General features: G+C 61.9%; 12 protein-coding genes. 1 reads left to right on the forward strand and 11 read right to left on the reverse strand.

Annotation, left to right across the window (positions count from 1 at the left end):
• Positions 1 to 60: 60 nt before the first annotated feature.
• From CNX70_RS16945 to ppc, 11 genes are all read right to left on the reverse strand, one after another.
• Entirely contained in the window at positions 61 to 717 is a 657-nt protein-coding gene (locus CNX70_RS16945) for a hypothetical protein (protein ID WP_096235665.1), read from the reverse strand.
• Positions 714 to 1,082 (reverse strand): hypothetical protein, encoded by a 369-nt coding sequence (locus tag CNX70_RS16950; protein WP_096235666.1) that lies wholly within the window; start codon positions 1,080 to 1,082, stop codon positions 714 to 716. Before CNX70_RS16950 ends, CNX70_RS16945 begins: the two co-directional genes overlap by 4 nt.
• Positions 1,083 to 1,157: 75 nt before the next feature.
• Entirely contained in the window at positions 1,158 to 3,617 is a 2,460-nt protein-coding gene (locus CNX70_RS16955) for a TonB-dependent siderophore receptor (RefSeq protein WP_244198835.1), read from the reverse strand.
• Positions 3,618 to 3,752: 135 nt separating this feature from the next.
• Positions 3,753 to 4,718 (reverse strand): FecR domain-containing protein, encoded by a 966-nt coding sequence (locus CNX70_RS16960; protein WP_096235668.1) that lies wholly within the window; start codon positions 4,716 to 4,718, stop codon positions 3,753 to 3,755.
• Positions 4,715 to 5,221 carry a sigma-70 family RNA polymerase sigma factor gene (locus CNX70_RS16965; protein WP_096235669.1) on the reverse strand — a complete coding sequence of 169 codons (507 nt, stop codon included), beginning with the start codon at positions 5,219 to 5,221 and terminating at the stop codon, positions 4,715 to 4,717. Before CNX70_RS16965 ends, CNX70_RS16960 begins: the two co-directional genes overlap by 4 nt.
• 136 nt (positions 5,222 to 5,357) lie before the next feature.
• Positions 5,358 to 5,840, reverse strand: a complete 483-nt coding sequence (locus tag CNX70_RS16970; RefSeq protein WP_096235670.1) for a DUF3617 domain-containing protein — start codon at positions 5,838 to 5,840, stop codon at positions 5,358 to 5,360.
• Positions 5,841 to 5,916: 76 nt separating this feature from the next.
• The gene (locus CNX70_RS16975) at positions 5,917 to 6,096 is read right to left on the reverse strand and encodes a hypothetical protein (RefSeq protein WP_096235671.1); all 180 of its coding nucleotides are present in this window, start codon (positions 6,094 to 6,096) and stop codon (positions 5,917 to 5,919) included.
• A 174-nt stretch (positions 6,097 to 6,270) separates the two neighbouring features.
• The gene (locus CNX70_RS16980) at positions 6,271 to 7,587 is read right to left on the reverse strand and encodes an RNA-binding protein (protein WP_157751074.1); all 1,317 of its coding nucleotides are present in this window, start codon (positions 7,585 to 7,587) and stop codon (positions 6,271 to 6,273) included.
• Positions 7,588 to 7,982: 395 nt separating this feature from the next.
• Entirely contained in the window at positions 7,983 to 9,437 is a 1,455-nt protein-coding gene (pyk, locus tag CNX70_RS16985; protein ID WP_096238511.1) for a pyruvate kinase, read from the reverse strand.
• Between the two features lie 100 nt (positions 9,438 to 9,537).
• Positions 9,538 to 10,548, reverse strand: coding sequence for a type I glyceraldehyde-3-phosphate dehydrogenase (gene gap / locus CNX70_RS16990; protein ID WP_096235673.1), 1,011 nt, complete (start codon positions 10,546 to 10,548; stop codon positions 9,538 to 9,540).
• A 99-nt stretch (positions 10,549 to 10,647) separates the two neighbouring features.
• Positions 10,648 to 13,401 (reverse strand): phosphoenolpyruvate carboxylase, encoded by a 2,754-nt coding sequence (gene ppc / locus CNX70_RS16995; RefSeq protein WP_208624435.1) that lies wholly within the window; start codon positions 13,399 to 13,401, stop codon positions 10,648 to 10,650.
• Positions 13,402 to 13,756: 355 nt separating this feature from the next.
• Here ppc and CNX70_RS17000 point away from each other — a divergent pair, with 355 nt between their 5' ends.
• Entirely contained in the window at positions 13,757 to 14,212 is a 456-nt protein-coding gene (locus CNX70_RS17000; RefSeq protein WP_071077110.1) for an RrF2 family transcriptional regulator, read from the forward strand.
• The last annotated feature ends 33 nt before the right edge of the window (positions 14,213 to 14,245 follow it).

Raw genomic sequence — 14,245 nt, forward strand, 5'->3', positions numbered from 1 at the left:
GGACAATTCCTTTTCACCGGCGTTCACGGGGCCAGCGTGCGTGCATCATAGCAGTATCAATTACGCCTGTGGCCAGCGCGCGCGGATGGCGGCGCACGACTGGTAATGCGGGCCGGCCGTCTCGCTGACGGCAATGCCGGCCAGCGCACAACGGCGGCTCAGCTCGTCCTTGATCTGCCGCAACGACCAGCGCTGCGGCACGGGCAAATCCATGCCCACCACGCGGATCAGCGGGCAAGCGTCGAGGGTCGTGTGCAGCAGCAACTCCAGGCGCGCCATCGGCGGCCCGCCGCGGTAGACATCCACCGGGCCCGCGTAGCTGACCACCTCCAGCGCGCGTATCTGCTGCGGCGCCAGTTGCAGCTCCTTGCCATGGCCGGGCAGGCGCCGCGCCACCCGGCGCAGCAACAGGCCAGCGTCGTTGATTTCGACATGAAAAGACAGATTGCGATCCGGCAGCAGGACCAGGCCGATGGTCCACGCGGCCAGCGCCGGCAGGAGCAGCAGCACTGCCTCGCCCGCGTACGACACATCGCGCCAGACGGCTTGCAGGACAAAGGCGAGGATCAGGGCGCAGCCGCCCAGCAGCACGCTGCGCCACAGCACGGGACGCAGATTGGCCATCATCGCCGCATGGGAGCTGGCATCGTCGGCCGGCGCAAAGCGTATCCATTCGGCGCGCACCGGCTTGCAGGGCCTGGCGGGAATGCCGCTCAAGCGTTGGATGCCAACATGCGGCGGAACCACGCCAGTTGCTCGCGCGTCAGGTAGTTGGCGCCATCGCCATGCAGAATAACGATCTCGATCTCGGGCGGAATCGAAGCGACTAATTGAGCGCCCGTGACGGGAAGCTTGGGAAATGCGATGCCGGCCAGGAAAGCCGGGTCTTCCGCCACCGTCACGCACTGGCGCTCCGGGTTCGGCGACGGCACGAGGAACAGGTCGATCTGCTCGCTTTGCCCGCCGATGACGACGTGCAATTGTGCGGCCAGCAGTTCGGGCAGGATCAGCTCGATGTTATTCTCGGTGCGCGATAGCTGGAAAGCGCTTTTCAGGGGCGTCAGGACTGGCGTGGCGGACATGGGAGCAGTGTGAAAGTGAAGACGGCGGCAGTGTAGCAGAGGCGCCCGCACGGGCGCGCTCTGCTGGCGCAGCGGCTACAGCTTGTAATTCAGGGACAGCAGCACGCTGCGCGGCGCGCCGTAGCGTTCGAGCCCGCCCGACCAGGAATAGCCGAGGCCCTGGTAATAACGGCGGTCCAACACGTTGTCGACACTCACGCGCAACTGCAGCTGCTCGCTCAGGCGGTAGCCGGCCGTCAGCCCGACGATGGCGTAGCCGCCCTGCTGCGTCAGGTAAGCCTTGTCGCGGCGCTCAATCTTGTCCTGGGCGTAGACGGAAGCGCCCAGGTTCCATTTTGCCAGGCTGCCGCTCAGCTGCACCGTCGTGTACAGCTTGAACAATTGCTTCGGCTCATCGGTGGCGATGCGCTGGCCGATATTTGCCGCCACGCTATCCTTCGTGTACTTGGCCAGCACATAGGTGTAGCCGCCCGCGATCTGCCAGCCCGGCAGAGGCGAGCCCGACAACTGCAAGTCGACGCCTTCACTTTTTACCTGCCCGGCCGCGCGGGCGCAATAGATGGCGCCGCCCGTGGGGCAATTGACTTCATCGGCCATGGCGCGGTTATTCTGCTTGATGCGGAACAGCGCGCCGCTGGCATTGAGCCTGCCGCCGAAATACTCACCCTTGATGCCCGCTTCCAGGTTGGTGCCGCTCAACGGCGGCAAGGTATTGCCCTGTACATCGAGCACGCTTTGCGGCTGGAAGATCTGCGTGCCGCTCGCATACACGGAATGGTGCGCGTCCAGGTCGTAGACCAGACCCGCGTACGGCGTAAACTTCGCGTTTTCCGTCAGGTCGCGGCGCCACGTCGGCTTGCTGGCATACCAGCCCGTGACATCCTGCGCATACCAGCCGAAGCGCCCGCCCAGCACCAGGCGCAGCGGATCGGCCAGGCTGAAGTTGCCGGCCGCATACAGGCCCTTCTCGTCCGTCTTGCGGCCCCAGTTGTACGGCTCGAACGGCGCGCCGCGCATCGGGTAGGCACGGGGATTCCACTGGCGCAGGTCGAACACGCGCTTTCCCGCACCTTCCCAGCTCTGCGCCGCGTCCGAATCGTCATGGCGGTAGCTGGCGCCGACGATGACGTCATGCTGGCGGCCGAACCAGGTGACGGGGCCGCTCAAGCGCCAGTTGGCCACCACTTGTTGCGTGTTGTACTTCCAGCCCGTTTCCGACTGTTCCAGCAGATACGTTTCGCCATCGACACGGCTGTTGGTGGTATTGCGCGTGCTCGACGAGGCATCGATGTGGGTGATGGCGAAGCGGCTGCGCCAGCCCTTCTCCAGCTGCGTTTCCAGGTCGGCAAAGACGACGTTGTTGTCGCGTTTCTGGAACGAGTCGGCATTGTTCAGGAAAGTCGAGCGGGGCAAGGCCATGTGGCGGCCGTCGGGCAAGGTCGGCAAGCCGACGAACACGCCGTCGGTGCGGCTGTGCTGGCGCGAAAAACCGATGCCGGCCGTGGTCGACGGCGTCAGGTCCGCCTCGACGATCGCATACACGGTGCCATTGGTATTGTTGACCACATCGACAAAGCTGTCGCTGTCGCGCCAGCTGGCTGCCACGCGCCCGCGCAGGCTGCCCGACTCGTTCAGCGCATTGCTGGCGTCCACCGTCAGTTGCCGGTCCTTCCAGCTGCCCAGGTGAGCGGACGCATTGAGCAAGGGCGTGGCCGTGGGGCGCTTGCGTATCATGTTGATGCTGCCCGACGGCGCGCCCGCCCCTTCCATCAGCCCGGTGGCGCCGCGCACCACTTCCACGCGGTCGTACATCAGCATGTCGGCCGAGACGTTGCGCTCATTGAAACCCGTGACATCGAGCGGCAAGCCATCGACACTCACGTGGCTCAAGGCAAAACCGCGCGCGAAATACGTGGTTTCCTGGTCGGACACGCCCTGCGTCTTGCCGTACAGGCCGGGCGTGGCGCGCGCCACGTCCTGCAAGGTGGTCAAATCGAAATCTTCCATTTGCTGGCGCGACATCACGCTGACCGTTTGCGGCGTGTGGCGCTGCGACAGATTCAAGCCCGTGGCCGTCGACAGATTCCTCGACGTGTATAAACCCGTGCCTTCCGTGGCGCGGTCGGCCTCGGCGCTGACGATCACGGCGGGCATGCTGTCCAGGCCGCCATCGGCCGTACTGCTACTGATTTTACGTAACAGGTAATTGCCATTGCCGTTTGCAAGCACTTCCAGCCCGCTGCCCTGCAGCAGTTGCTGCAGGCCGGCCGCGACGCCATGGCGGCCCTGCAAGCCCGGCGTCGCCAGGCCGTCGAGCGCCACGCCCTGCGTGGACAGGTTGATCCCGGCAGCGATGGCAAACGTGGACAGCGCATCGCGCAGGCTGCCGGCGGGAATGCTGTAATCGCGCAGCTTGGCGGCCGGGCTGGACTCGGCCGCCAGCGCCATTTGCGGCAAACCGGCGCCGGCCGCGCCCACGGCCAGGAACAGGACCAGCGCGGCGCGCACGGCGCCGGTGGTGGGATGGAGCGTCATGCGTGCTGTTGTCAAGCTGCGGTACTGCAAAGCCATGTGGACCCTTTCGATGGTTCGGATTGTTCGTTCTCTACCTTGTATGACGGAGCAATCTGAAAAAAGGGACAGGCAAAATGTAAATAGTGGCGCTTGCTCTCAAGCCGCCTCGACACTGATCCAGTAGCGCGTGCGGCGCACCAGCCGGATCGGCAAGGATCGCTGCAGCAAGAGCAGGATGTTGTCCGGGTTGTTCAGTTGGAAGATGCCGTCCACGGGCATGGCGGCCAGCGCAGGATCGCAGCGCAGCACGCCGTAGCGATAGCGCGCCACCTGCGCCAGCACCTCGCCCAGCGGCATGCGCTCGGCGATCAGCACGCCCTGCAGCCAGCCGGCAGCGTGCGGCGCCAGCGGCGACAAGGAGGAAACGGCACGCTCATCAAAACTACCTTGCCGGCCCGCATTGACCCTGCGCACGGTATCGGGCGCCTGCGCTGGTCGGATCTCGACGGCGCCCTCGCTGACCGCCACCTGCGTGCGCGGTGCGAGCACGCTGCCACCCTGGCGCACGCTGAAGTGCGTGCCCAGCGCGCGCACGCTGCCATTGCTGCTGCGCACGAGGAATGGGCGCGCGGGCACGGCCCCGTCGTGCGCCGTGGCGACATGGAGTTCGCCCCCATGCAAGACCACCAGCCGGGCCGCGTCGTCAAAGTGCACGTCGATGGCCGTGTCCGTGTTGAGCACCAGTTGCGTGCCGTCCGGCAAGGTCATGTGGCGGATCTCACCGCGCGCCGTGCGGATCGCGGCGCGCCAGACCTGCCATGGGGCCGACTGGCTGGCCAGCCACAGCGCCGGTCCGGCCGCGATCAGCCCGGCCAGGCCGTAGAGCACGGCACGCCGCTGCGGCGACGGCGCCGCGTCCGCCGTCTGGCGCAGCGCGGGCGGCACGCTGGCCAGGGTACCGCACACCAGCTCGGCCCGCTGCCAGGCTGCTGCGTGCGCGGGATCGCTGGCGCGCCAGGCCTGGAAGGCTTGCTGCTCATCTGGACTCAAGGTGCCCCCATGCAGGCGCACCAGCCATTGCGCCGCCGCGCGGGCGGCGCGTGGGTCGATCGCGGCATTCACAGGATCAAGAGGATACAGCGTTCAAACGCCTGCACCATGTAGCGCTTGATGCTGCGCTCGCTCACGGCCAGGCGCCGCGCGATTTCCCCGTAAGCGAGGCCGTCAACATGCGCCAGCAGGAAGGCGTTGCGCACCAGCGGCGGCAAGCCATCGAGCATGGCATCGATGCGCTGCAAGGCCTCCAGTACCAGCAAGCGCTCTTCAGGAGACTGCATCAGCAGATCGGGCTGCTGCGCCAGGGTTTCCAGCCACGCCTGCTCCAGCGACAGGCGCCGGTAATGGTCGATCAGCAAGCGCTGCGCCACGGTGGTCAGGTAGGCGCGCGGTTCGCGCAAGGTCTGCCGGCCTTCCGGCGGCGCCGTCAGCAGGCGCAGGAAGGTATCCTGCGCCAGGTCGGCCGCATGGTCGGCGCACTGCAGCTTGGCGCGCAGCCAGCGCATCAGCCAGCCGTGGTGGCTGCTGTAGATGCCTGCTATCGACTCGCTGGACTGCGCAGTATTCACTAGGGGACTCCGATGCGCGCAAGGCAAGGCGCGACTAATTGATAATAATTCTCATTATCACAAATCCTTGCCTCCGGCGTCAATGCCGGCGCCTGCCTATCGCTGGAAACCGTTGTTTCAGCGCGGTTGCCAGCGCTTATCGGTTGATATACAAGCTCTTCATCACCATGCCGCCACGCATTTTCTTCGCGCCCGGCGCCAGCCCTGCCGGGCAAGCACCGAGGAACACGCCCGCCAGTTCCGTGCGCTGCACCTCGGTCTTGCCGTTCAGTTCCACGGTGGTGTCGGCGATCAGGGTGTACGCCTTGGCCAGGTCGCCCTTGAAGGTGCCCGCCAGCCTGGCGCCCGGGCAGCTGGACTGGAAGGTATAGCTGTCGCCCTCGCGGCTTTGCGACGCCATCGTGCACTCCTGCTCGAAGTCGCTCCACAAGTCGTCATCGATCAGGCGGTCGCGCTGCTGGTCGACGCAGATTTCCCAGGAAAACGGCGAGGTGGCGGGCGTCACCTTCCACAGCCCCGTGGCGCGCTGCAGGCGCTGCGCAGGCTCGGCCGCTGTGGCGAACGTGGCGGCGCACAGGGGAAGAATAGTCATCAGGAACAAGGTCGCGCTGCGCTTCATGGGTATGTCCTCTGCTAAAAGGTGAAAATATAGCAAAGGGACAAGCGTAGCGGCCGCACGTTTAGCGGCGCCTGAGTCAAGCCAGCTTGCATTGATCCGGTTTTGCGGCCAGCACGAAGGGAATGGCAAGCGGCCCCGGCAAAGCTACCAGGACGGCCCCGACAGCCGTTGTTTTCAAGGATAGGCGTTTGGCAATGAAGAGGCAGGCGAAGGCCGACAGGGACCAGACCAAGGCAGGCAAATAGGTCGTCATCATGCACTCCGCAGTCGCCTGGTGAGGCGGGAAAGACTCGGGCCGTCACTAAGTCAGCGCGTTGTGCAGCCCGTAAATGCGCTTATCAATATTGATTGCCAGTTTCCGTTAATTGGCTTGGCTCTAATTCGCTTAAAACTAACCTTTAAAGAAGTTATGTAAAAGTCAGGCGTCTGGTTATTGAATTTTGACGACTAAATAAGCGGCAATAAAAAGAGTGATCCAAAAGACCCAGTCTAGTCGCTTAACTACTTTATTATTATCCATCTCGTTTTTCAAGAGAACGAATGCCTGAGCCAGATCTGCTCGCGTCGCGGGCACATCGTCAGGATTGACTGCGCCTTCGACATCCTGAGGCTTGCTTGGCTCGTCTTTGAACCAGTCTGGATGCAGCTTCTCCATATGCGCTTCAGTACTTCTGAACTGATTCGGCGCGTCCAAGTGGCCTGAGCCGTCTGCTTCATTCACTATCCACGCAAGCGATCGCAGCATCTCCCTTCCATCAGTGGTGCGCCACAAATGCTCGTTGCCGATTGAGTATTGAAAGGCCATCTCGCCGTCCTTTTCGTACGCGGCGTCGATCATCTCTTGCGTTAGCGGATAGTCGATGTAAGCGGCAGCGCGGAAGGCCCGATCTTCGTGTGTGAGCAGGTCTTGCAGAAGTTTGTCATTATTTTCACCAGCCAAGCGTGCAAGGCCCGCGCGGACCATCTCGTATTGGGACAGGAAGCCGGGGGACGCCTCAGTCACCTCCTTCGCCATGATCTCGACGTTCGTTGGGTCAGGGCGCCACCGTTCTGCGATTTCGAGCGGCTTCATCTTATATGGGGCCTTGCGTAGCGTATTCGCATATAGCCAGCTTAACGCATGCGCCCACTGGCTGGTTGGCTCCACCTTGTCGGCAAGGGTCCACGCAGCATCAAAGACCGATTCGTAATTGTATTCGTCTTGGCCGTCCATGTAATCTGATTGGCGCTCTGTGCTCATGCGCGGGTTATACGCCAAGATGCTAACAATGTATCTGAATCGATCTTCTGGAACCTTGGCGAACTCCGCTTCCTGCTCCAACACTGATCTGAGGAACCGATCTTCGAGAGTAGGGTTGCTGAACAGTGCCTCGAGCTCGACCTTCTCGGCGTTGATGAACCATTGAATCTGGTCTTCGGGGTCCCCAAACAGCCCGCTTGGGAAGTGCGAGAGGAAACCGTTTCTGAAATTCTGGTTTGCGAGCGTGGCTAATCTCACCGCGGAGCCTGGCGGATTGCAGTGAAAAATCGGCTTAATGGAATCGAGATAGCGGCCGTATTGCGCCAAGGACAGGTCAATGAGCGGATCCCGCCGTAGCCGCAACGCTTCCTCTGCTTCCTCGTCGAGCGGGTATTTGGGATCGTATCCCTTAGCCTGGCTCGCATACTCTATAAGCCTGACTCTCACAGTTTCCGGTGGCAAGGCCAGCAATTCCGCTTCTACAATGATTGACTCATAACTCCGCATGCCGAGGCCTGTCCGCATTTATTGCAATTTAGACATATTACACGAAGAAGAACCTCTATAGCCCTCAAAATCATGCCAAATTGGGAAACTGCCTCAGTATTGAACCTCACGGAATCAGCTGCGAGTGCAAGCGAAAGTTAGTTCGGTACACATAGCCTAGCGCGCCCATTTTGTGCGACGTGTTGTAGGTGTTCTCGCAACTCAAATTGTGCGCAGTAAAGCCCATTGGTATGTGGGTCGCCGCAATCACTCATTCATAGGTGGAAGGCTGGACGCTTGTGAAAAGACATGCTTCCACGGAAATACGGGCACGGCAACGGCAACTTGTGTATTTGCGCGGCGGTGCACCGCTGCGGCCAGCTTTTTCATGCCTTCTTAAGCTGGCCGTCCATCGCTCAGTGCTGGCCGATCTTCATGATTTTCAGCGCGTTCGTGCCGCCGACCTTGCCCATCGGCTCGCCCCAGGTCAGCACGACGGTGTCGCCCTTGGTCACGACCTTATGTTCCAGCAGCAAGTCTTCCGCCTGCTGCAAGACCTTGTCGCGGTCCGTGCCGGAGGTCAATTCCAGGGTGCTGACGTTGCGGTACAGGGCCAGCTTGCGGCGCGTGCCCACGCTGGGGGTCAGCGCGACGATGGGGATGTCGATGTTGCAGCGGCTCATCCACAAGGCCGTGGAACCCGATTCCGTCAAGGTGGCGATGGCTTTCACGCGCAGGTGATGGGCCGTAAACAGGGCGCCATAGGCGATCGACTGGTCGATGCGCGAGAACGTGGCGTTGAGGAAATCGGCGTCCAGCTTGCAGGTATCCCACTTTTCCGCGTCCAGGCAAATGGCGGCCATCGCTTCCACCGTCTCGATCGGGTAGCGGCCCGAGGCCGTTTCCGCCGACGTCATGACGGCGTCCGTGCCGTCGAGCACGGCATTGGCCACGTCAGACACTTCCGCGCGCGTCGGCACTGCGTTGACGATCATCGATTCCATCATCTGCGTGGCCGTGATCGCCAGTTTATTTGACGCGCGCGCCATCTTGATCATGCGCTTTTGCAAGGCCGGCACGGCCGCATTGCCCACCTCGACCGCCAGGTCGCCGCGCGCCACCATGATGCCGTCGGAAGCGTCGAGAATCTCTTGCAGCGCGGGAATGGCTTCCGCCCGCTCGATCTTGGCGATCATCATCGGCTTGTGATCCCACGCTTCGCCGGCGATATTGGCCAGCTGGCGCGCCATGACCATGTCGGTGGCGTTTTTCGGGAAGGACACGGCCACGTAATCGGCCTGGAAACTCATCGCCGTCTTGACGTCTTCCATGTCTTTCGCCGTCAGGGCCGGCGCGGACAGGCCGCCGCCCTGGCGGTTGATGCCCTTGTTGTTCGACAGTTCGCCGCCGATTTTCACGGTGGTGTGGATTTCGCTGCCGACGACCTTGTCGACTGTCAAGACGATGAGACCATCGTTCAGCAGCAGCACGTCAGCCGTACGCAAGTCGCGCGGCAATTCCTTGTAGTCGAGGCCGCAGCGTTCGATGTTACCCAGTTCACCGTTTTCTCCCCATTTCGCGTCAAGGATGAACTTCATGCCATTTTCCAGGAAAATCTTGCCTTCTTCAAACTTGCCGACGCGAATCTTCGGGCCTTGCAAGTCGGCCATGATGGCCACTTCGCGGCCGCACAGGGCTGCCGCTTCGCGCACCATGCGGGCGCGGTCGATATGGTCTTGCGCCTTGCCATGCGAGAAGTTCAGGCGCACGACGTCGACGCCGGCCTTGAACATGCGGACCAGGGTTTCGATATCGTTCGAAGCGGGGCCGATGGTGGAAACGATCTTGGTGGCGCGTTGCTGTACTTGCATGGTCATGGTGTGCTGCTTTCTATAATGAGTTGCTGAGTTACTACATGGGCCAGCCTTGTGGGCCGGCCGTCCTGGTGCGCTGGATCAGCGGTGGTTCTTGTTACTTGGCCGCCATCAAGGCGACCGTGGTGTCCAACATGCGGTTCGAGAAACCCCACTCGTTGTCGTACCACGACGACACTTTCACGAGGCGGCCCGACACCTTGGTCAGCGTCGAATCGAAGTTCGACGACGCCGGGTTATGGTTGAAGTCGATGGAGACGAGCGGTTCCGTCTGGTACGTCAGAATACCCTTCAGCACGCCTTCCGACGCCGTTTTCAGCAAGGCGTTGACTTCATCGACCGTCGTATCGCGCTTGGCGATGAAAGACAGGTCGACCAGCGAGACGTTGATCGTCGGCACGCGGATGGCGAAACCGTCCAGCTTGCCGTTCAATTCAGGCAAGACCAGGCCGACAGCGGCCGCCGCGCCCGTCTTGGTGGGGATCATCGAATGCGTGGCCGAGCGGGCGCGGCGCAAGTCTTCATGCATCACGTCGGAGAGTACCTGGTCGTTCGTGTAGGCGTGCACGGTGGTCATCAGGCCCGATTCGATGCCGATGGCGTCGTTGAGCGGTTTGACTAAGGGCGCGAGGCAATTCGTCGTGCACGAGGCATTCGAGATGACCGTGTCCGTGGCTTTCAGCACGTGCTGGTTGACGCCGAACACGATGGTGGCATCCACGTCCTTGCCGCCCGGTGCGGAAATGATGACTTTCTTTGCCCCGCCCTTCAGGTGGGCCGAGGCTTTTTCCTTGGTGGTGAAGAAACCCGTGCATTCGAGCACCACGTCGACGCCCAGTTCGCCCCACGGTATCAGGGCCGGGTCGCGCTGCGCGAAGACGCGGATGCGGTCGCCATTGACGAGCATGTTGTCGCCATCGATGGTGACGACGCCGGGAAACTTGCCGTGCACCGTATCGTAGCGCGTCAGGTGCGCATTCGATTTGGCGTCGCCCAGGTCGTTGATGGCGACGATCTCGATATCCTGCTGCTTGCCGCCTTCATAAAAAGCGCGCAAGACGTTGCGGCCGATGCGGCCATAGCCATTGATGGCAACTTTGATGGTCATGCTGTCTCCTTGTTGTTTTGCTTAGAACCAACCCAGGTGCCAAAACCGGGGTCGGACCTTAAGGTCCGACCCCAGCATTTGCCATTGGGTTAAAAAGAATTAACCACTATTGCGCAACCCCGCCGCAATGCCATTGATCGACAAATGAATCCCCGTGCGCGCCGCCGCATCCTGCTTACCCTCGCGGAAACGTTTCAACAGCTCCACCTGCACGTGGTTGAGCGGGTCGATGTAGGGGAAACGGTTGCGGATGGAGCGCTGCATCAGCGGATTGGCTTGCTGCAATTCTTCCTGGCCCGTGATCAGCTTCAAGGCGTCCAGCGTGGCCGCGTATTCGGCGCGGATGCGTGTAAAGATGGCTTCGCGCAAGACCTTGTCCTTGACGAGTTCCGCATACTTGCCGGCGATGGCGATGTCGCTCTTGGCCAGGACCATATCCATGTTCGACAGCAAGGACGTAAAGAAGGGCCAATCCGTGTACATGCCGCGCAGCACGTCCGCGCCGTCCGCCGGATGGGCGACCAGGTAGGCTTGCACGGCGGAACCGAAACCGAACCAGCCCGGCAACATCAAGCGGCATTGCGCCCAGCTCAAGACCCAGGGAATGGCGCGCAAATCCTCGATGGACGTGGATTTCTTGCGCGAGGCGGGACGACTGCCGATGTTCAGGGCAGCAATTTCCGCGATCACCGTCGATTCCCAGAAATACTGCTCAAAACCATCCGTGCCGTAGACCAGGTCGCGGTAAGCGTTCAGGGCCGTGCCAGACAATTCTTCCATGGCGGCCAGATGGCCCGCGCCGGCCGAAGCCTTCGGCTGCAGCTGTGCCTGCGGCAGCAGAGTCGACTGGATGGTGGCGGCTACCAGCACTTCCAGGTTGCGGCGCCCTACTTCGGGATTCGCATACTTGGCCGTGATGACTTCGCCCTGCTCCGTCAAACGGATCTGTCCCTGCACGGCGCCGGCTGGCTGGGCCAGGATGGCTTCATAGCTGGGGCCGCCGCCGCGCCCGACGGAACCACCACGGCCGTGGAACAGACGCAGCTTGATCTGATACTGCTTGAAGACCGTCACCAGCTCGATCTCGGCCTTGTAGAGTTCCCAGCCGGAGGTGAGGAAGCCGCCGTCCTTGTTGCTGTCCGAATAGCCGAGCATGACTTCCTGCTGGTCCGCGCGCGACTCGAGCAATCCCCGGTAGAACGGCAAGCCGAAGGCGCGCGCCATGATGGCGGGACCGGCGCGCAAGTCGGCTATGGTTTCAAACAGGGGAATGATGTTGACGTCCACTTCGCGGCTGTCCTGGCGCAGCAAGCCCACTTCTTTCAGCAGCAGCGCCACTTCCAGCAAGTCCGAGACGCTGGCCGCCTTCGAGATGATGCAGTTCGGCACCGATTCCTTGCCATATTTGACGTGGGCCTCGCGCACGGCGCGGAAGATGTCGAGTTCGGACGTGGTTTCGTCCGAGTACTGCGCATATGGCGACGTCAGCAGGCGTGGCGACTCCAGCTCGGCCAGCAGCACGGCGATGCGCTGCTCTTCATCGAGGTCCAGGTAGACCAGGCCCGGCTGGGCGCCGGCAAACAATTCGTCCACGACGCGCTCGTGCACGTCGGAATTCTGGCGCAGATCGAGCGGCGCCAGCGAAAAGCCGAAGACCTTGACGGCGCGGCGCAGCTGGCGCAGCCGGCCACGTGCCAGCGCGCGCAAGCCATTGCTGACGAGCGAATGCTGCACCACGTCCAGGTCGGCCAGCAGCTCAAACGCGGCAGCGTAGGGTTGCACGCCTTCGGCTGGCTTGCCCTTGCCGCACAAGGCGACGCGCGTCGCTTCCAGACGCGCATGAATACCATGCAAGGCGCGGCGGTACGGCTCGTCGACGCGGTGCGGCGAGGCATCGGCCGAGCGCTCGGCCAGCGCGCGCAGCGGCTCGCTGCAGGCGTTCAAGATTTGCGCCAGCGACAGCTGCGAGGCGAGCTTGCGCAATTCGCCCAGATAAAAGTCGAGCACCTTGTCGGCCTGCGTCTGCAGGGTGCTGCGCAGGATGTCGGCCGTGACGAACGGGTTGCCGTCGCGGTCGCCGCCTATCCAGCTGCCGACCTTCATGAAATTGGGCAATTCCGCATCTTCCCAGCGGGCATCGCGCTGGGCCAGCATGGTTTCCAGCGAGGAATACAATTTCGGCAATTCGCGCAAGATCGTGTGGTCGTAGAACGACAGGCCATTGGCCACTTCATCCATGACGGACAGTTTGCTGGTGCGCAACAAACGCGTCTGCCACAGGGTGACGATGCCACGTCCCAGCGCTTCTTCGTTTTGCTCCGCCTCTTCCGGCGTCATTTGCACGCGGTCGCGCTCGCTCAACAGGCGGGCGATGGCCATCTGGCAATTCTGGATGCTCTTGCGCTGCACTTCCGTCGGATGCGCCGTGAACACGGGGCTCACAAACGCATCTTCAAAGAAGGTTTCCAGCGCATCGGCCTTGCCCGCGTCAAACACGTTGCCGACGGCATGGCTGAGGCTACCCTGGCGCGGCGGCGAACCGGCGATCAAATGGGCGCGCGTGCGGCGGATGTGGTGTTGGTCCTCTGCAATGTTGGCCAGCAGCGAAAAATAGCTGAAGGCGCGCGTCAATTGCGTGGTTTCTTCCTGCGACAGCGCTTGCAGCGCGTCCGACAGCTGCGCGCGCGCCGCTTCATCATTGTCGCGGCGGAAACGGATGGCCAGCTGGCGCACATGCTCGATGCGCTCGAAGGCAGGGTCGCCCAGGTGGTTGCGGATGGCGTCGCCCAGCAGACGGCCCAACTGGCGGATATCGCTGCTCAGCAGCTCGTCTTTCACTTCATTCATTTGCATGGTATTCATTTCCTGGGGCGGCCACGGCGGCACCGCACAGATTGCGTAGTACGCGCTTCCCGGCCCGGGAAACGCCCATCATCCATTTTGTAGTAAATTTACCTTATTGTCTCACCATCCTCTTGATTTTCATCAATAAAATCCACGCCAAACGGGCCTTAAAGGGCTTGCGAGCTGTTTGCCAGGGCAACAATATGAAAATTTACTACGCATTTACGCGAAAGGCAACCAAATTTGTCTTTCCAGGCTGAAAAGTGATGGCGCAAGTCACATGGCGGTGGCGATGGCGAGGCACTCTCCTGTATGCTGGCGGCTTGAAACAAGGATGTAATCCACATCTTTATAAGTGAACCCCATGCGACTGACTGCCTATACCGACTACACCCTGCGCACCCTGATGTATTTGGGCGTGCACCGCGACCGCCTCGTGACCATCCAGGACATCGCCGACCTGCATGCGATTTCAAAGAATCACCTGATGAAGGTGGTGCACCAGCTGGGCCTGTCAGGCATCGTGGAAACCGTGCGTGGGAGGAATGGCGGACTGCGCCTGGCGCGCGACCCGGCCGAGATCAATATCGGCACGGTGGTGCGCGAGACGGAAAACGATTTTTTCATGGCGGAATGTTTTAACAAGGAAAACAATACTTGCCCGCTGACGCCCGATTGCCTGCTGAAAGCCAAGCTGGGCCAGGCCACGGCCGCCTTCCTGGCCGTGCTCGACACGGTGACCCTGGCATCGATACTCGAAGCGACGCCGGGCGTGCCGGCGCTGGCGGCGGGCGTGATTCCCCTGCGCGTGGCGAAGTAAGCGCGCGCCAAAAACAACAATGCCCGGCAAGCC

The sequence above is a fragment of the Janthinobacterium svalbardense genome (genome assembly GCF_002327145.1).
Classification (GTDB): domain Bacteria; phylum Pseudomonadota; class Gammaproteobacteria; order Burkholderiales; family Burkholderiaceae_D; genus Janthinobacterium; species Janthinobacterium tructae.

Coding starts and splice junctions, on each gene's coding strand:
- CNX70_RS16950 (WP_096235666.1), bottom strand. CDS start 1,082: ATGTCCGCCACGCCAGTCCTGACGCCCCTGAAAAGCGCTTTCCAGCTA.
- CNX70_RS16980 (WP_157751074.1), bottom strand. CDS start 7,587: ATGCGGAGTTATGAGTCAATCATTGTAGAAGCGGAATTGCTGGCCTTG.
- gap (WP_096235673.1), bottom strand. CDS start 10,548: ATGACCATCAAAGTTGCCATCAATGGCTATGGCCGCATCGGCCGCAAC.
- CNX70_RS16955 (WP_244198835.1), bottom strand. CDS start 3,617: ATGACGCTCCATCCCACCACCGGCGCCGTGCGCGCCGCGCTGGTCCTG.
- CNX70_RS17000 (WP_071077110.1), top strand. CDS start 13,757: ATGCGACTGACTGCCTATACCGACTACACCCTGCGCACCCTGATGTAT.
- CNX70_RS16970 (WP_096235670.1), bottom strand. CDS start 5,840: ATGAAGCGCAGCGCGACCTTGTTCCTGATGACTATTCTTCCCCTGTGC.
- ppc (WP_208624435.1), bottom strand. CDS start 13,401: ATGCAAATGAATGAAGTGAAAGACGAGCTGCTGAGCAGCGATATCCGC.
- pyk (WP_096238511.1), bottom strand. CDS start 9,437: ATGCAAGTACAGCAACGCGCCACCAAGATCGTTTCCACCATCGGCCCC.
- CNX70_RS16975 (WP_096235671.1), bottom strand. CDS start 6,096: ATGATGACGACCTATTTGCCTGCCTTGGTCTGGTCCCTGTCGGCCTTC.